The organism is Methylobacterium sp. ap11, from assembly GCF_900110515.1.
Lineage (GTDB): Bacteria > Pseudomonadota > Alphaproteobacteria > Rhizobiales > Beijerinckiaceae > Methylobacterium > Methylobacterium ajmalii.
Map to the genome: position 1 here is coordinate 16,318 of NZ_FOEB01000011.1, position 16,424 is coordinate 32,741.

The 16,424-nt window shown below is 74.2% G+C and carries 14 protein-coding genes; 9 read left to right on the top strand and 5 right to left on the bottom strand.

From position 1 onward, the window contains the following. Positions 1-63: 63 nt before the first annotated feature. Both pyrE and BMX97_RS17215 read left to right on the top strand, forming a co-directional pair. Entirely contained in the window at positions 64-654 is a 591-nt protein-coding gene (pyrE, locus tag BMX97_RS17210) for an orotate phosphoribosyltransferase (protein WP_060848250.1), read from the top strand. A gap of 212 nt (positions 655-866) precedes the next feature. Further along, a complete protein-coding gene (locus tag BMX97_RS17215) occupies positions 867-1,535 on the top strand; it encodes a LabA-like NYN domain-containing protein (protein ID WP_091752584.1) in 669 nt (222 codons plus the stop codon). A 20-nt stretch (positions 1,536-1,555) separates the two neighbouring features. Here the strand turns inward: BMX97_RS17215 and BMX97_RS17220 are convergent, their stop codons facing one another. From BMX97_RS17220 to BMX97_RS17240, 5 genes are all read right to left on the bottom strand, one after another. Beyond that, entirely contained in the window at positions 1,556-2,479 is a 924-nt protein-coding gene (locus tag BMX97_RS17220) for an NAD-dependent epimerase/dehydratase family protein (protein WP_091752585.1), read from the bottom strand. Further along, positions 2,476-3,489, bottom strand: coding sequence for an MraY family glycosyltransferase (locus tag BMX97_RS17225; protein WP_091752586.1), 1,014 nt, complete (start codon positions 3,487-3,489; stop codon positions 2,476-2,478). The genes BMX97_RS17220 and BMX97_RS17225 overlap by 4 nt, the downstream gene beginning before the upstream one ends. Before the next feature lie 152 nt (positions 3,490-3,641). Then, positions 3,642-4,067, bottom strand: coding sequence for a cupin domain-containing protein (locus BMX97_RS17230; protein WP_091752587.1), 426 nt, complete (start codon positions 4,065-4,067; stop codon positions 3,642-3,644). 193 nt (positions 4,068-4,260) lie between these two features. Next, positions 4,261-4,608 carry a c-type cytochrome gene (locus BMX97_RS17235; RefSeq protein ID WP_091752588.1) on the bottom strand — a complete coding sequence of 116 codons (348 nt, stop codon included), beginning with the start codon at positions 4,606-4,608 and terminating at the stop codon, positions 4,261-4,263. After that, entirely contained in the window at positions 4,608-5,426 is an 819-nt protein-coding gene (locus BMX97_RS17240) for a universal stress protein (RefSeq protein ID WP_091752589.1), read from the bottom strand. Before BMX97_RS17240 ends, BMX97_RS17235 begins: the two co-directional genes overlap by 1 nt. Before the next feature lie 409 nt (positions 5,427-5,835). On the opposite strand from BMX97_RS17240, the gene BMX97_RS32135 reads away from it, so the two are divergent. The 7 genes from BMX97_RS32135 (at position 5,836) to BMX97_RS17275 (ending at position 16,349) form a co-directional block, all read left to right on the top strand. Further along, complete coding sequence (locus BMX97_RS32135) at positions 5,836-6,330, top strand: hypothetical protein (protein WP_143074639.1); 495 nt, start codon at positions 5,836-5,838, stop codon at positions 6,328-6,330. Then, entirely contained in the window at positions 6,327-8,993 is a 2,667-nt protein-coding gene (locus BMX97_RS17250) for a caspase family protein (RefSeq protein ID WP_091752591.1), read from the top strand. Before BMX97_RS32135 ends, BMX97_RS17250 begins: the two co-directional genes overlap by 4 nt. Before the next feature lie 22 nt (positions 8,994-9,015). Further along, positions 9,016-10,854: a gluzincin family metallopeptidase gene (locus tag BMX97_RS32925; protein WP_091752592.1), complete on the top strand. Its 1,839-nt coding sequence runs from the start codon at positions 9,016-9,018 to the stop codon at positions 10,852-10,854. A 519-nt stretch (positions 10,855-11,373) separates the two neighbouring features. Beyond that, positions 11,374-11,982 carry a TROVE domain-containing protein gene (locus tag BMX97_RS33775; RefSeq protein WP_244538493.1) on the top strand — a complete coding sequence of 203 codons (609 nt, stop codon included), beginning with the start codon at positions 11,374-11,376 and terminating at the stop codon, positions 11,980-11,982. A 307-nt stretch (positions 11,983-12,289) separates the two neighbouring features. Further along, the gene (locus BMX97_RS17265; RefSeq protein WP_091752593.1) at positions 12,290-13,663 is read left to right on the top strand and encodes an SWIM zinc finger family protein; all 1,374 of its coding nucleotides are present in this window, start codon (positions 12,290-12,292) and stop codon (positions 13,661-13,663) included. Then, on the top strand, positions 13,663-15,237 hold the full coding sequence (locus BMX97_RS17270) for a DUF5691 domain-containing protein (RefSeq protein WP_091752594.1): 1,575 nt from the start codon (positions 13,663-13,665) through the stop codon (positions 15,235-15,237). The genes BMX97_RS17265 and BMX97_RS17270 overlap by 1 nt, the downstream gene beginning before the upstream one ends. After that, positions 15,234-16,349 carry an ATP-binding protein gene (locus BMX97_RS17275; protein ID WP_091752595.1) on the top strand — a complete coding sequence of 372 codons (1,116 nt, stop codon included), beginning with the start codon at positions 15,234-15,236 and terminating at the stop codon, positions 16,347-16,349. Before BMX97_RS17270 ends, BMX97_RS17275 begins: the two co-directional genes overlap by 4 nt. Positions 16,350-16,424 lie beyond the last annotated feature (75 nt).

Genomic DNA, 16,424 nt, shown 5'->3' on the forward strand with positions numbered 1-16,424 from the left:
CGGGGCCGGCGGGCTGCCACAAGCCCCGGCTCAGTGCTCCCCCGCCGACCACTGAAGGCTCTCATGACCTCCGACGACGTCCTCGCCGAATTCCGCTCCGCCGGCGCCCTGCTGGAGGGCCATTTCGTGCTCTCCTCGGGGCTGCACAGCGCGGTGTTCCTGCAGAAGATGGCGATCTTCACCGATCCGGTGCGCACCGCCCGGGTCTGCAGCGCCCTCGCCGAGCGGATCACGGCCCGGTACGGGAAGGTCGACTACGTCGTCTCGCCGGCGATCGGCGGCATCGTGCCGGGCTACGAGACCGCGCGGGCGCTCGGCGCCAAGGCGATCTTCGTCGAGCGCGACCCCGGCAAGCCCTTCGCCCTGCGCCGCGGCTTCCAGATCCCGAAGGGCGCCCGGGCGGTGATGGTCGAGGACATCGTCACCACCGGCCTGTCCTCGCGCGAGTGCCTGGCCGCCCTGACGCAGGAGCCCGGCGAGGTGGTGGGCGCCGCCTGCCTGATCGACCGCTCGGGCGGCAAGGCCGATCTCGGCATGCCGCTCGTCGCCCTCGTCACCCTCGACATCCCGAACTACCCGGCCGACCAGCTGCCGCCCGAGCTCGCCGCGATCCCCGCGGTGAAGCCCGGCAGCCGCGCCCTGCCGGTCGGCTAGAACCGGGTCGTCCCCGCTGCGCCGCCGCATCCTCGCTTGACAGGCGCGGCGGCGCGTCCTTAGCTGGCCGGATTGCGGCCGCTGCCCGGTGTGCGGCACCCATGCGGTTTGTCCCTGCCCTCAATACTCCGGGGGCAGTGCATTGCTCGTAGCGGCTTTACTCGCAAGTCATTCTTTTCGTGCGGCCGTACCGCACTTTTCAAGGACACCCGATGCCCAATCCGTCCCGGAGCGCCCTGTTCATCGACGGCGCCAACATCTACGCGACCACCAAGGCCCTCGGCTTCGACATCGATTATCGCAAGCTGCTGGCCGACTTCAAGGCGCGCGAGAACCTGGTGCGCGCGTTCTACTACACCGCCCTGGTCGAGGACCAGGAGTATTCCTCGATCCGCCCGCTGATCGACTGGCTCGACTACAACGGCTACCGCGTCGTCACGAAGCCCGTGAAGGAGTTCACCGACTCCACCGGCCGGCGCAAGATCAAGGGCAACATGGACATCGAGCTGACGATCGATGCCATGGAGCTCAGCCCCCACATCGACCACATGGTGCTGTTCTCCGGCGACGGCGACTTCCGGCCGCTGGTGGCGGCGATGCAGCGCCGCGGCGTGCGGGTGACCGTGGTCTCGACGGTGCAGACCCAGCCGCCGATGGTCGCCGACGAGTTGCGCCGCCAGGCCGACGACTTCGTCGACATCGTGCAGCTGATCCCCCGCATCGGCCGCGAGCAGGGCGAGCGCCCGGCCCGGCCGGCGCGCGCCATCGGCACGGACGGCCCGCGGGACTACGCGCCCCGGGACCCCGCTCCCCGCCCGAGCGTCAACCTCGAGAACCGCTACGGCATCCGCCAGAGCGACGAGGACGACGCAGAGGATTGATACCCCGTCCGGGCCGGCCCTCAGCCGCCGGCCCGGGCCAGCCTCTCCAGGCCGTGCCGTGTCTCGACCGGCGCGGCCCAGCCGAGCGCCGCGAGGCCCGCCGCCCGCGCCGCCAGGGAGCCGACCAGCCGCTCGCGCAGTTCGCTCCGCCCGGTCAGGGCCAGAGCGGCGCCCAGCAGGCCTTCCGGCACCGGCACGAGGCCCGGCCGGCGGCCGAGGCCGGCCCGCAGGGCCTTGATCATCTCCGGCACGCTCACCGGCTCGGGTTCGGCGACGATCAGCGGCCGGCGCAGGGGATCGGGCGCCCGCAGGACCGCATCGACGGCGTCGGCCAGCGACTCGACCGAGACCAGGGAGCGCCGCCCGGACAGCCCACCGAGGGGGAGCGGGTAGGGCGCGCGGGCGAGCCGCAGCAGCGCCGCCATGTTGCCCTTCTGGCCCGGACCGTAGACCAGCACCGGGCGCAGGGCGGCGTAATCGATATCGATGCCGGCGAGCGCCTCCTCGGCGGCGAGCTTCGAGCGGCCGTAGGGATCGGTCGGGGCCGGCGCGTCGGCCTCGGTGAGGACGCGGTCCGCCGAGGGCCCGGACTGGGCCCGGATCGAGGACAGGAACACGAAGCGGCGCACCCGGGCGCGGGCGGCGGCCTGGGCGAGGCCCCGCGTCGCCTCGGTGTTGAAGGTCCGGTAATCGTCCTCCGGCGCCCCCGACATCGCGTGGGCGAGGCCGGCCGAGTGCACCACCGCGTCGGCGCCGGAGAGCGCCGCCGCCATGTTCTGCGGCCGGGCGAGATCGCCCACCACCGCGCCGCTGATCCCCGGCGGCAGGTCCACGGGCCGGCGCAGCAGCACCCGCACCCGGTAGCCCCGGGCGGCGAGCGCCGTCAGGAGGTGGCGGCCGATGAAGCCGGTCGAGCCGGTCAGGGCGACGAGGGGAGCGGTCATGCGGGGTTCGTCCGGGTGGCGGGCAGGGCGAAGAGCCGGAGCAGGGCGGCGACGAGACCGCCGCCGAGGGCGAGGCCGACCAGGGACACCGTCCAGCCCGGCGCCGCCAGGGTGAGGCCGGCCAGCAGCGCCAGGGCGAGGTTGAGCCCGAACACCGCGCCGACCACGAACGGCACCGGCCGGCCGTTCGTGGTGGCCCGCTGGTAGAAGTGGCTGCGATGGGCCTGCCAGACCGGCTCGCCGGCGAGCGCCCGGCGCCCGAGGGTCAGGGTCGCGTCGGCCAGGTAGTAGAGCGGCAGGAGGATCGCGGCGGCGAGCCCCCCCTCCCCGGCGAGCCGGTAGAGCAGCCAGGCGACGAGGAGGCCGATCGGCAGAGAGCCGACATCGCCGAGGAAGAGTTTCGCCACCGGCCGGTTGAACGGCGCGAAGCCCAGGAGCCCCCCCAGCAGGGCGGCGGCCGCCACGGTCGCCTCGACCGGCAGGTGGCCGGCGAGGCCGAAGGCCGTGAGGGCGCCGAGGAGCGGCACCATCTCGGCCACCGTCATCCAGTCGAGCCCGTCCATGAAGTTGACGAGGTTCACGAACCACAGCCCGGCGAGTACCGCGATCGCGTATTCGAGCCAGGACGGCAGGACCGGGACGAGCGGCGCGCCGCCGGAGGCCGAGAGCACCAGCACGACGGCGGCGGCCTGGAGCGGCAGGCGCAACCCCGCCGAGAGCGGCCGGATGTCGTCGACCGCGCCGATCGCCGCGAGCGCCAGCGTGCCGGCGGCGAGCGCCGCGATCTCGGGGCCCACCGCGCCGGACAGCCCGAGCAGCACCGCGAGCGCCGCCGCGACGACCGCGATGCCGCCGCCCTGCGGTGTCGGCACCCGGTGGCTCGACCGGGCATTCGGCCGCGCCAGGGCGTAGCGCAGGAGGAGCGGGCGCAGGACGACGATCAGGCCGGCCGACAGGACGGCGGCGAGCGGGATGGCGACGAGGACGGCGACCAGGGGGGAGAGCAGCATGCGGCGGGGCGTGACTCGACGAGGGCGGGCCGCGAACGGCGGTCCCACCCCTACCCCACCGGCACGGACGCAACCAGGGCGGAGGCCTCGGGTCGGCCTACCGGCCGAGACTGGCCTACCGGCCGAGGCTGGCCTGCCGGCCGGGCCGGCCCTCAGGCCGGCGAGGCCAGGGGCTTGCCCGCCTCGACGATGTAGGTGCTGACGAGGCGCACGGGGCGCTCGCCGCTCTTCGCGCCGCCATGGGGCACGCCCGGCGCCACCTGGAACCCGTCGCCGGCCTTGAGCACGCGGGTCGGCTGGCCCTCGATCGGCAGCTCGATCTCGCCCTCGACGACGTAGCCCGACTCGATTCCCGGATGGGTGTGGCGGCCGACCAGGATGCCGGGCTCGATCTCGACCTCGGCGGTGATGGTGACGTAGCCGGGCATCGGTCCCTCGGTCCGGCCGAGGATCTTGCGCTTCACCCCCGGCGTGGCGGCGGGCGGCGCGGTCTGCGCCTCCGCGTCGGTGGCGAGGAACCCGGTCAGGCTGCAGATGGCGCAGGAAGCCAGCCCGGCGAAGCCGCGGCGCGTCAGCATGGTCTCACTCCCTCGGGCCGCGCTCTTGGCAGGCCGGCGCGGTTCTTTCAGCTTGCCCGTCCCTCCGCGACAGTCAAGGCGCGGCGATCGACCCGCCATCCGGGCCGTCGGGATTTGGGCTCGACTTGAAGAGGGCCGGCAGGGTGGATCGGAAACCGAGGGGCCGCACGGGGCCGCCGGGCGTCCTGCGGCGTCAGCGCTCGAGGGACTTGAGGTAGCGGATCAGGTCGTCCGCCTGGTCGGGGTCGAACCGGAACTCGGGCATGCCCGGATGGCCGGTGCGGATGCCCTCGGCGAGGGACTCGGCCAGCTCCTCCACGGGATAGCGGGCGTGGAGGTCGCGGAAGGGCGGGGCCGCTCGCATCGGGCTCGGGCCGGCCCGCCCGACGGCGTGGCAGCGGGCGCAATGCGCCCGGGCGAGCGCCGCGCCCTGGACCTCGCGCCGGTCCCGGCCCACCGCGGGCCCCGCGGCCAGGAGAGCGGCCAGGAGAGCGGCCAGCGCCGGGGCGATGATCGTCGCGATGGACCGGCGCGCGCCCATCAATGGCTCGCCAGGCAGCAGATCGGGGCGGTGCGCAGGATGTCGCGCGTGGCGCCGCCGAAGGCCCATTCGCGCAGGCGCGAATGGCCGTAGGCGCCCATCACGATCAGGTCGGCCTCCTCGCGGGCGGCGAAGCGGAGCAGCGGGTCGGCGGCGCCGAGCGGCTGGCCCGGCAGCAGTTGGACGGTCGCCGCGACGCCGTGCGCGGCGAGGTAGGCGGCGGTGCCCTCCGCGCCGCCGCGCCGGGTCTCCGCCCCGACGGCGACGACCTGGACCCGCTCGGCGCCGGCCAGGAACGGCAGGGCGTCCCGGACCGCGCGCCGCGCCTCGCGGGTATCCTTCCAGGCGACCACGACCCGCCGGGCATCGAGCCGTTCGAGCCCCGGCGGCACCACGAGGACCGGGCGACCGGCTTCCATCAGCACGGTCCCGGCCGAGACCCCGAGCGGGCCCGGATCGCCGTCCGCCGGCCCCTGCCGGCCGACCAGGACAAGGTCGGCGCCCCGCGCCTGCTCGGCGAGGAAGGCCGAGGGCGAGCCGAGGCCCGCGTGCCAGGACCGCGCGGCGACCGCGCCGGCCTCGCGCTCGAACAGCGCCTTCGCGCCGTCCAGGCGCTCGCGGGCGCGCTCCTCCTCGCTCTCGTAGAGGTCGTCGGCGAGGAGCAGCGCCTCGCCGGCCGGCATCGGGATCGGCACCGGGCAGGCCGCGACGCCCGACAGGCGCGCCCCGAACCGGGCGGCGAGGCCGGCCGCGAGCTGGATGCGATCCGCCGCCGCGGCGCCGAGATCGACCGAGACCATGAGGGTGGCGAACGTCATGACGACCTCCCGATCCGAGGGCCCGCCAGGGGTAGCCCGGGCCTCGAAGGACCGCCCGGGCTTCCCCGGGCCTGGGACCAGTCTCGCGCCCGTGCGGCGCCCCGACCTTGATCCAGCGCAACGGGGCATGCCCGGCCAGCCGGCCGAGCGCTTCGAGGTCACGATCGGGAGTCGGAGCACGACCTGGAGCCGGACCGCAAATCGGACGCGCGGCGCGTGAACCGAAATTCATTACTGCCATCTTGACGCAATCGACTGCCAGCATCACACTAAACTACAAGACACTCGATCGTTCGGAGCCGCCTTCGCTCCACAACGCTATTCGTGATCAAACAAAATTGGGCCGCTGCTCGGACATGGGACGCGCATCGAGCATGGAACGCCCTTCAAATATCAGGGAGAGGCGATCATGGCTGACATTCACGATGCCGAACGATTGCGAATTCAACTTGGAAGCTGGATCGTCGGCGGCGCGATGTCAGCCACGGTAGCCTGTCTGGTCGTTATCTTTGCTTGTATCGGGGTAAATAATTACAATAATTCTTCTACCACTGGATTGATCACGACATTCTTCAGCGCGCTAGTGGGCATCTTCTTGGGCGTGAAAGCGAGCGGCGCGGCCAGCGCGAAGGGCAATGCGGCGGTGACCCAGGAGGCGACGTACGCGGAGGCGAACCGGCTCGCGATCTTCCGCAGCGTGCTCGGCGACATCGGCCGGCACTACTTCAAGCCGAGCGCACGCTGCCAAGCGATCCTGGACGACGCGCGCGCACGCGGATCGCTCCATACGATCGAGTTCAACACCACGGCGGCCGACGGGCCGAACCAGGGCGACGGCGGCGCGGTCTCGCGCAGGGTGCGGCCGGTCCGGTTCGTCGTCGGCTACGCCCGGACCTACCCGTGAGGACCGGGCTCCGGGACCGGGCGGCGCCGTCCGCACCCCTGGACCTCGCCGGCCTGGACGCCGTCCTGCGCGAGTGGATCCGGTCGGGCCGGCGTCCGGTCCGCACGATCGCCGTCCGGCAAGCCGCAGGCCCCGGGCGGGACGGCGACGCGCACCTGGCGGTGGGCGAGGACGGGGCGATCCGGCTCGGACGGCATTGGGCGCTCGCCGCGGAGGACCCCCGGGCCGGCGCGGGATGCCTCGTCGTGGCCGTCGCGGATGCGCATGGAGCCGCGCTGCGGGTCGTCGCCCTGCTGCAGGACCGGTTCGGCCTGCCGCTCGATTCCCTCCGGCTCGTGCCGGGACCGGGCGGCGGGCCGCCGGGCTCTCCGGCCGGGTGGCAGAACGCCGTGCGGCCCCTGCGCGGGACCGGCCCGCCGCCGCCCCGGGGGCGTGCGGCCGTCGCGGCCGCGCTCGACTGGTTGAGGGAGGACCCCGCGATGACTCCACGAGCGACGATCCCGGAATCCGGCGCGCACCACCGGGACGAGGCCTGGCCCGGGACGCGGGCCGCGGCCCGCGGAGGCGCGCCGGATCCCGGCACGCTCGAGCGGCTCCGGCCGCACGTCGTCGACCTGTGGGCCGGCCGGCTCTCCTCGGGCGGCGTGTTCCGCACCGACGAGGCGGACATCGCCCGGATCTTCGAGGAGCACCTGCCGCGCCGCCTGCGGGAGACCGACGGCCTCCTCCCGGTCGTGCTCTACGCCCATGGCGGGCTCGTCGACGAAGCGGCGGGTCTGGGCATCGCCGCCGACCAGGTGCCGTGGTGGAACGCCAACGGCTGCTACCCGATCCAGTTCATCTGGGAGACCGGGCTGTTCGAGCAGATCGAGCGGCTCTTCGGCCTGCAGCGCGGTCTCGCGCGCGAGGCGGCCCGCGACCTGACCGACCTCACCGACGCCGTCGTCGAGCGGGCCGTCCGCGGTCTCGGCGGGCCGGCGATCTGGGGCGGCATGAAGCAGGCGGCGGCCAGCGCCTTCGAGCCCGGCGCCGCGGGATCGATGGTCGCCGAGCGGCTGGTGCGCTTTGCCCGCGCGCACGGCGACCGGGTACGGCTCCACGCGGTCGGCCACAGCGCCGGCTCGATCTTCCACGCCCACCTGATCCGGCGCCTCGAGGCGCTGGACGCGCCGATGCTCGAGACCCTGTCGCTGCTCGCCCCGGCGATCACGATCGACCAGTACCTGCGCCTCGTCGATCCGCTCGTCCCCGCCCGCATCCGCCGGGTGCGGATGTTCACGATGACGAAGGACTACGAGCGGGCCGACACCGTCACCCCCGCCTACCGCAAGTCGCTGCTCTACCTGATCCACCACGCCCTGGAGCGGAAGCCGGAGGAACCGATCCTCGGGCTGGAGGAATCCGTGCGGGCGACCCCGGACCTCGCGCGCCGCCTCGGCCTGGCCGGCGGCGCGAGCCGGACCGGCGAGGTGATCTGGTCCGTGACCCAGGCCCGGACCGGCGCCCGTGCCAGCCGCTCGCGGACCCATGGCGGCTTCGACAACGACGTCGCCACGATGGAGAGCGTCGCCCGGGGCATCCTCGACATTCCCGACGAGACGCCGCTCCGGCGTCCCTTCCCGCCCGGGACCGGCAGCCGCGCGGCCGCCGGTCCGTCCTCGGCCTCCATTACCCAGAGAGGAGCTTCCGCGATGTCGTCCCGCCCCGAAGGATCCGGCGCCCGCAAGGCGCTCTGCGTCGGCATCGACGACTACCCGAACCCGAGCCACCGGCTGCACGGCTGCGTGGCGGACGCGACCGACTGGGAGAACGCCCTCGCCCGGCTCGGCTTCACGGTGGACCGCCTGCACGACCGCGAGGCGACGCGGTGGGCGATCCTCGACGGCCTGAAGCGCATGATCGACGAGAGCCATGCCGGCGACGCCCTGGTGTTCCAGTATTCCGGCCACGGCACCTTCGTGCCGGACCTGGACGGCGACGAGGTGTCGGGCCAGATGGCGGGCCAGGACCAGGCGATCTGCCCGGTCGACTTCGAGGACGGGCACCTGCTCATCGACGACGACATCAGGGCCGTCTTCGAGACGCTGCCGGACGGCGTCCGGCTCACCTGCTTCATGGACAATTGCTACTCGTACTCGAACACCCGCTTCGCCGTCGGCCGGGCGGCACCGCCCCGCACCCGCGGCCTCGGCGCCGCCGACGGCGACCCGCCGCGGGCGCGCTTCGTCGCCCTGTCGGCGCAGATCATCGCCCGCTACGAGGCGAGCCGGCGCAGCGGCAGCCGGGCGCTCGCGGGGGGCGCCAGCCGCGGCCCCGGCACGCCGGAGGAGATGCGCTGGGTGGCCTTCTCGGCCTGCCGGTCGGACGAGGTCGCCTACGAATCCGGCGGACGGGGCGACTTCTCCCGCATCGCCGTGCCGCTGCTGGGCAAAGGCCTGACCCATCGGCAGTTCCGCGACCGGGTGACCGACGGGCTCGGCACCCAGCCGCGCCAGCACCCGATGCTCGATTGCCGCCGCGAGGCGAACGACCTCGTCGTCCTGGGGCTGTCGGCCACCGGCGGGCGCGATTCCGATCCGGCCGTCGCCAAGGCGGGGGGCGACCACCGCGATGCGGTCGCGGACCTGCTCGACGCGACCGCCCGCCTCCTGCGGGCCCCCTGATCCGAAGCCGGGAGCACGGGGCATGACGTCCGACACCACCTCGGCGGCGGCCCGCGGCGAGGCCGAGCAGCGCGGGATCAACAACCCGGAGCCCGGCGGCCCGCCGACGCGCCACATCGCCCGGCCGGGGATCGACTACCGGCACGGCGAGAACCTGCTGAGGGCCGCCCGGTTCGGACGCTACACCCGAACGCCGACGGACCCGCTCTACCGCCCGCTCCAGGTCTTCATGATGGATCCGGTGGAATCGGGCTATGCCGGCCGTACCGCCGTCGTCTCCGTGCCCTACGAGCACTTGAAGCCCGGACCGGTCGGGGCCTTCCTGGAGGTCGTCCCGACCGGTGTGGGCGACCCCATCGACCTCGACGACCCTGTGGTCGCCATGGGCCGGGGGCTGCGGCCCTCGGTGACCGACCCGCGCTTCCGCGCGCAGATGGTCTACGCAGTGTGCGCCGACGTGGCCGCCGCCTTCTCGATCGCCCTCGGGCGCGACCTGTCCTGGGGCTTCGAGGGGCCGCGCCTGACCCTCGTCCCGGATGCCGGCGAGGTGCGCAACGCCTATTACGACGCGGGTGCGGGCGCGCTGCGCTTCGGCTCGTTCCGGGCCGATCCCCGGCCGGGCGCCGGGGTGCTGCCGTGCGGGCACATCCATACCTGCATGTCCCGCGACATCGTCGCCCACGAGATGACCCACGCGCTGCTCGACGGCATGCGGGCCCGCTTCGACGCGCCGACCAACCCGGACGTGCTCGCCTTCCACGAGGCCTTCGCCGACCTCGTCGCCATCCTGCAGCACTTCACGCACCCGGAGGCCGTCCGCGAGGCGATCGAGCGCAGCGGCGGCCGGCTCGGGGAGGACGGCGTGATCTTCTCGCTGGCCGAGCAGTTCGGGCAGGCGACGGGCCTCAACGGCCCGTTGCGGGTGGCGCTCGGCCGCGGCCGCGGCGGCACAGCTCCCTACGGCAGCGTGGAGGAGCCGCACGAGCGCGGCGCGATCCTGGTCGGCGCGATCATGGAGGCGCTGGCGCGGGTGTTCGAGCGGCGCGCCGCCCCGGTGAAGGCCCTCCAGGCCGCGCAGCGCAAGTCCGGCACGCTGCATGCCGCCACGGTCGAGCTGCTCGCCGACCTCGCCAGCAAGACCGCCTCGCAGTTCCTGTCGCTCTGCATCCGGGCGATCGACTACTGCCCGCCGGTCGACATCCGGTTCGGCGAGTATCTCCGCGCGCTGATCACCGCCGACCGCGACCTCGTCGAGGACGACAAGCACAAGTTCCGCCAGGAGCTGATCGTCGCCTTCGCGGCCCGGGGCATCTTCCCGCCCGACGTCGCCGACCTGTCGGAGGACGCCCTGCTCTGGCAGAAGCCCGAGATCGCGGACATTCCGGAGATCTCCGGCCTCGCCCTCTCGGCGCTCCAGCTGCGCGGCGATCCCGGCCAGGCCCCGGACGAGGAGGAGATCGCCCGCGAGGCCGGGGCGCTCGCCGACGTGGTGACCGATCCGCGCTTCCGGGGCGAGTTCGGCCTCTCGGACCGACGCGGCTTCGGCCTGCCGTCGGTCGAATCGGTCCGCATCCTGCGCCGGATCGGACCCGACCGGCAGGTGCGGTTCGGCCTCGTCTGCGAGGTCCTGCAGGAGGGTACGCTCGGGACCGGCGCGGACGCGGTCGCGATGATCGGGGGCGCGACGATCATCCTCGACGGCACCGGCAAGGTGCGGTTCGTGATCCGAAAGACCGCCGACGACCGCAAGCGGGCGGACGCGGCGCGCCGCTTCGCCGCCTCGAAGACCGGCCGGCGCCAGCAGCGGCTGGCGGAAAGCCCGCGGCCGATCTGGGCCGGGATCCACGAGCGGTTCCGCTGACGGCACCGGCCGCGCCGTCAGGCCGGCTCGGGGTCCGTCGCGGGCGCGGGCCGGAGATGCTCGGTTATCTCGTCCAAAATTATCTTGTCGAAGATCACCCCGAGCCATCGCACGACACGCCTGCGCCACCCCGGAAGCCCCGTTCGGACGGAGCCAGGCATGACACAGCACGACGCTCTCAGCGTCGCCGCGTCCCCGGCACCGTGCGCAACGGCGCCGGCGGCTACGCCTTCGCGGTCGACGACTGGACCCGGCTCGCGCGCTTCCTGGTGCTCGGCTCCGAGGGCGGCTCGTACTACGCGAGCCCCCGCGCGCTGACCGTCGAGAACGCGGCGGCGGTGCAGCGCTGCCTCGCCGAGGACGGCCTGCGCGCCGTCGCGGCGATCGTCGCGGTGAGCGAGGGCGGCCGGGCGCCGAAGCAGGATCCGGCGATCTTCGCGCTGGCCCTCGCGGCGGCGGCCCCGGACCCGGCGCGCCGCGCTCCAGGCGCTGCCGCGGGTCTGCCGCACCGGCACGCACCTGTTCCAGTTCGCCGGGGCCGTCGAGGCGATGCACGGCTGGGGCCGGGGTCTGCGGCGGGCGGTGGGCGCCTGGTACGCGGCCGCGCCGGTGGAGGCCCTGGCCTTCCAGGCGATCAAGTTCCGTGCGCGCCAGGGCTGGACGCATCGCGACCTCCTGCGCCTCGCCCATCCGGAGATGGCGGAGCCGGCACGCCGGGCCCTGTTCGACTGGATCTGCCGCGGCCGCCTGGTCGAGGAGGTTCCGATGATCGTCCACGCCTTCGCGCAAATGCAGGCGGAGGGGATCGACGGGGCGGTGGCGGCGACGGCGGACCTGCCGTTCGGCGCCACCGACTGCTCGCTTCCGATGCGCTGGGCGCTGGAGCGGGGGATCGAGGCCGACGCGTTCGTGGTCTACACGGACTCGGAGACCTGGGCCGGCCCGGTCCATCCGGTCCAGGCGCTGCGGGAATACCGGGAGAAGACCGGGATCCGGGCGAAGCTGGTGGTCGTCGGGCTCGTCTCCAGCGGCTTCAGCATCGCCGACCCGGCCGATCCCGGCATGCTCGACGTGGTCGGGTTCGACGCCGCGGCGCCGGCGGTGATCGCGGATTTCCTCCGCGGGTGAGGAGGGGGCGGCCCGGCGGGCCGCCCCCTCGCACGAGGCCGCTTTCTTCGCTCGAGGGCCCCAGCGGATGGAATCCGCAACCCGGATCGTCGCGATGAGACGCCCGCAAGACGATCGCCCGCCGGAAAGCCGCGCACGTCAGCCGTCTATCGTCGTACCGGATTTTCCCGAAGACCATTCCTGGAATTGATTTAAAGTTTATCGACGGCGACCTTGCGTCCTGCGGCCAGGCTTGCCCGCGACATCGTTTCGTGCAGACTGCGCGGCACGCCCGACACGGTGCATCGACGGAGAGACGACCCGCCGCATGAGCCTGACGACTGCACAGATCCTCGACCTCGCGCCCGACGCCGCGAGCCGCAAGGCCGGCCAGGACCAGGCCAAGCCGCCGAAATGGAGTGGCCTCGGCCGGGCCGGATCGGTGATCTGGGGCGAGATCAAGGGCAGCGGCGCCAGCCCCTACCGCACCGTCGCGGACCTCGCCGGGCCGGCCTCGAAATGCACCTGCCCGAGCCGGAAGTTTCCCTGCAAGCACGCGCTCGGCCTGATGCTGGTCGACGCCGCCGCCCCCCTCGCCGAGGCGGAGGCGCCGGACTGGGTCGCCGCCTGGGCCAAGGGCCGCGAGAGCCGCGCCGCCGCGGCCGAGACCCGGGCCGCCGAGCCAGCGAGGCCCGTCGACGAGAAGGCGCAGGCCAAGCGCCGCCAGGCCCGCGAGGACAAGGTCGCGGCCGCCCTCGACGAACTCGATCTCTGGCTGCGCGACCTGATGCGCCGCGGGCTCGCCGCCGCCCGCACCGAGCCCTACGGCTTCTGGGATCGCATGGCCGGCCGCCTCGTCGACGGTCAGGCCCCCGGCCTCGCCCGCCGGGTGCGCGCCCTGCCGGGCCTGATCGCGGCGGGCCCGCGGGCCGGCGCCGCCCGGCCGGAGGCGGCCCTGGGCCTGGCGCTCGGGCGCATCGCCCTTCTGGCGCGGGCCGCGCGCCGCCTCGACGCGCTCTTTCCCGAGCAGGCGGCGGGTGCCCGCGCCGCGCTCGGCTATCCCGTCACCGCCGAGGAGATGGCGGTGCGGCCCGACCAGACCGACGAGTGGGCGGTCCTCGCCCATACGGTCGAGGAGGAGGACAAGCTCACCGCCCGCGCGGTCTGGCTCGTCGGCCGCCGCAGCGGCGCGGTCGCGCAGGTGCTCGATTACGGCACCGCCGGCTCGCCCCTGCCGCCGGCCCCCGCCGCGGGCCAGGATTTTTCCGGCGCGCTCGCCTTCCATCCCGGCGCGCCGCCCCTGCGCGCCGTCTTCCGGGACGGCCGCGCCGGCCCGGCCGCCGCGGCGAGCCTGCCCGGAGGCGGCACCGTCGCGGCGGCACGAGATAGTTTCACGGGCGTCCTGGCGCAGGCGCCCTGGACCGAGAGCTGGCCGGTACGGCTCTCGGGCGTCCGGCTCGGCCGGCTGCCGGGTCCGGCCGGCGCCGCCCCGGCCTTCGCGGTCGGCGACGACACCGGCTGCCTGCCGCTTCGGGCCGATGCGCGCCTGCCGAGCCTGATCGCGGTGGCGAGCGGGCACCCCTTCGACCTGTTCGGCCTCCATGACGGCCACGGCGTCGCGCCGCTGGCCCTCGCGGCGCAGGGCCGCCTCTACGCGATGCCGGCCCAGGCGTCGCAGCCGGCGCTGCTGCAGGTGGCGTGATGGACGCGACCGTGACCGCCGCCGACGGCTGGGAGCCGATCCTCGCCGCCGCCCTGCTGGGCGCCGAGCGGGCGCCGTCCGCCCCGCCCGGCCCCCTGGCGGAGCTCGTCACCGAACCCGATCCCGGCGCCGCCCTGCTGGCGCGGCTCGCGGCAGAGGGCCTGCACCACCTCGCCGGCCTCGACCTCGCGCCCGACGCGATGGCGCCGCTGGAGCCGCGGGAACCGGCCGGGCGCGACTGCCCGCCGGCCGCGGCGATGCGGCTCTACGGCCTCCTCGGCGGCGGCCACGCCGCCCGCGAGCGCCTGGGCGAGTGGTTCGATCTCGCCGCCGCGGCGCGGATGCGCCCGCCGGCCTGGCTGCACCAGGCCCTGATGCTCCAGGCGCGCTCCCTGCCGGAGGCCGCACGGGCCGTCGTCGGCCCCGAGCTCGCCTGGCTCGCCGGAGCCTGCGGCGAGGCGCCGGGCGACGCCCCGGCCGAGGCGTCGGACGACTGGACCGAGGGCAGCCTCGCCGAGCGCCGCGCCGCCTTCGCGGCCTTCCGGGCCCGCGACCCGGACGCGGCGCGGGCCGCGCTCGAGCCGGTCTTCCGCAAGGAGAAGGCGGATGCGCGCGAGGCGCTGGTCGGTGCGCTCGTCACCGGCCTGTCGCCGGCCGACGAGCCGTTCCTCGAAGCCTGCCTCGACGACCGGGCCGGGGGCGTGCGCGAGGCGGCGCAGCGCCTCCTGCCGCGTCTGCCGCGCTCGCTCTACGCCTCGCGCATGGTGGCGCGGACGGCCACCGCGCTCGTGATCCAGAGCAAGGCGCGGCTGCTGCGCGGCGCGACCCACGAACTGGTCGTGACCCTGCCGGTGGACTCGCCCACGCTCGCCCGCGACGGCGTGACGCCGAACCAGTGGGAGCAGCGCGGCGGCGGTATCCGGGCCGGGCTCCTGCGCGACATCCTGGCCCGCACGCCGCTGCGCGCCTTCGCGGACCACCCGCCGCGGCGGTGGCTGGAGCTCGCCCTGCGCGGCGAGTGGTCCGAGCCGATCCTGACCGGGCTGTTCGAGACCATCGCGCGCGAGCGCGACCCGGACTGGACCCGGGCCGCCATCGATCTCCTGGCCGAGGCCTGCGAGGGCAAGGTCGCGGGCGTCCGCCGCACCAACGAACTGATCGGCCGCTGGGTGCGGGCCGCCGACCTCCTGCCCGACGCCGAATGGGAGGCGACCGTGACGGAGCTGATCCGCGCCCGCAAGGTCGAGGTGGTACTGGCGATGCTGGGCAGCGGGCCCGAGGCCTTCTCGGAGGGCTTCAGCGCCGCGCTGATCGACTGGCTCGCCTTCTTCGCCCGCGGCTCCGACGACCTGCGCCGCGACCTCGCCAAGCCCTGGGTGATCGGCCGCCTCGGCGAGCGGCTCTGGCCGGGCGAGGCCATCGCGGCGAGCGCGGCGGCGCTGGCCGCCCGGCTGCCGGAGCAGGAGGGCGACCGCCTGCGCCCGCAGGTGACCGCCCTCTGCGAGACCCTGGACCTGCGCGTCGCGATGCGGCGCGAATTCGAAACCCCGACCGAGGAGACCGCCCGAGGATGACGTCGAGCACCGGATCCAATGCGACGGGGCGCAAGGCCGCGCAGCTGCGCCAGGCCGCCGAGGACGCCTTCGCCGAGGAGATTACCGCCCTGTGCCGGGCCGACGACCGGCCGCGTCCGCCGAACTGGCGGATGTCGCCGCAAGCCGTCGTCACCTACCTGATGGGCGGCCGGCTCGATTCGGGTCTCGACATCACCCCGAAATACATCGGCGATCGGCGCCTGATGGAGGTCGCGGTCGCCACCCTCGCCACCGACCGGGCGCTGCTGCTGCTCGGCGTGCCCGGCACCGCCAAGAGCTGGGTCAGCGAGCACCTGGCGGCCGCGATCTGCGGCACCTCGCGGCTGATCGTGCAGGGCACCGCCGGCACCAGCGAGGAGGCGATCCGCTACGGCTGGAACTACGCGCTCTTGCTCGCCAAGGGGCCGAGCCGCGAGGCGGTGGTCGGCTCGCCGATCATGCGGGCGATGGACGAGGGCCGCATCGCCCGGGTCGAGGAGCTGACCCGCATCCCCTCGGAGACGCAGGACAGCTTCATCACCATCCTCTCCGAGAAGACCCTGCCGATCCCCGAACTGAACGAGGAGGTGCCGGCGCAGAAGGGCTTCAACCTCATCGCCACGGCCAACAACCGGGACCGCGGCGTCAACGAGCTGTCGAGCGCGCTCAAGCGGCGCTTCAACACCGTGGTGCTGCCGCCCCCGGCGACGATCGAGGCCGAGATCGCGATCGTCGAGAGCCGCGTCGCCGCGCTCGGGCGCGCCTTCGAGATCCCGGCCGAGCCGCCGGGCGCCGAGCAGATCCGCCGCGTCGTCACGATCTTCCGCGAGCTGCGCGAGGGCGTGACGGTGGACGGCAAGAGCAAGGTCAAGCAGCCCTCGGGCACCCTCTCGACGGCGGAGGCCATCAGCGTCGTCGGCAGCGGGCTCGCGCTCGCGGCGCATTTCGGCGACGGCCGCCTCTCGGCGGGCGACCTCGTGTCGGGCATCTCGGGCGCGGTGGTGAAGGACCCGGTCCAGGACGCGATCGTCTGGCGCGAATACCTCGAGACCGTGGTCAAGGAGCGCGACGGCTGGAAGGATTTCTACAAGGCCGCCCGCGCGAGCGCGTGACCCCGCAGGCTGCCCGAACGAAATTTTTCGATTCGAGGGCGGCCATTCTTCTCTCCCACCCCGAACCTCATCCCG

What these genes read in the sequence shown, in the direction of transcription:
- BMX97_RS17235 (WP_091752588.1), bottom strand. Translation starts at nt 4,608, where the DNA reads ATGGGCGCGCGCCGGTCCATCGCGACGATCATCGCCCCGGCGCTGGCC.
- BMX97_RS32135 (WP_143074639.1), top strand. Translation starts at nt 5,836, where the DNA reads ATGGCTGACATTCACGATGCCGAACGATTGCGAATTCAACTTGGAAGC.
- pyrE (WP_060848250.1), top strand. Translation starts at nt 64, where the DNA reads ATGACCTCCGACGACGTCCTCGCCGAATTCCGCTCCGCCGGCGCCCTG.
- BMX97_RS17275 (WP_091752595.1), top strand. Translation starts at nt 15,234, where the DNA reads ATGACGTCGAGCACCGGATCCAATGCGACGGGGCGCAAGGCCGCGCAG.
- BMX97_RS17270 (WP_091752594.1), top strand. Translation starts at nt 13,663, where the DNA reads ATGGACGCGACCGTGACCGCCGCCGACGGCTGGGAGCCGATCCTCGCC.
- BMX97_RS17230 (WP_091752587.1), bottom strand. Translation starts at nt 4,067, where the DNA reads ATGCTGACGCGCCGCGGCTTCGCCGGGCTGGCTTCCTGCGCCATCTGC.
- BMX97_RS17225 (WP_091752586.1), bottom strand. Translation starts at nt 3,489, where the DNA reads ATGCTGCTCTCCCCCCTGGTCGCCGTCCTCGTCGCCATCCCGCTCGCC.
- BMX97_RS17220 (WP_091752585.1), bottom strand. Translation starts at nt 2,479, where the DNA reads ATGACCGCTCCCCTCGTCGCCCTGACCGGCTCGACCGGCTTCATCGGC.
- BMX97_RS17240 (WP_091752589.1), bottom strand. Translation starts at nt 5,426, where the DNA reads ATGACGTTCGCCACCCTCATGGTCTCGGTCGATCTCGGCGCCGCGGCG.
- BMX97_RS32925 (WP_091752592.1), top strand. Translation starts at nt 9,016, where the DNA reads ATGACGTCCGACACCACCTCGGCGGCGGCCCGCGGCGAGGCCGAGCAG.
- BMX97_RS17265 (WP_091752593.1), top strand. Translation starts at nt 12,290, where the DNA reads ATGAGCCTGACGACTGCACAGATCCTCGACCTCGCGCCCGACGCCGCG.
- BMX97_RS17215 (WP_091752584.1), top strand. Translation starts at nt 867, where the DNA reads ATGCCCAATCCGTCCCGGAGCGCCCTGTTCATCGACGGCGCCAACATC.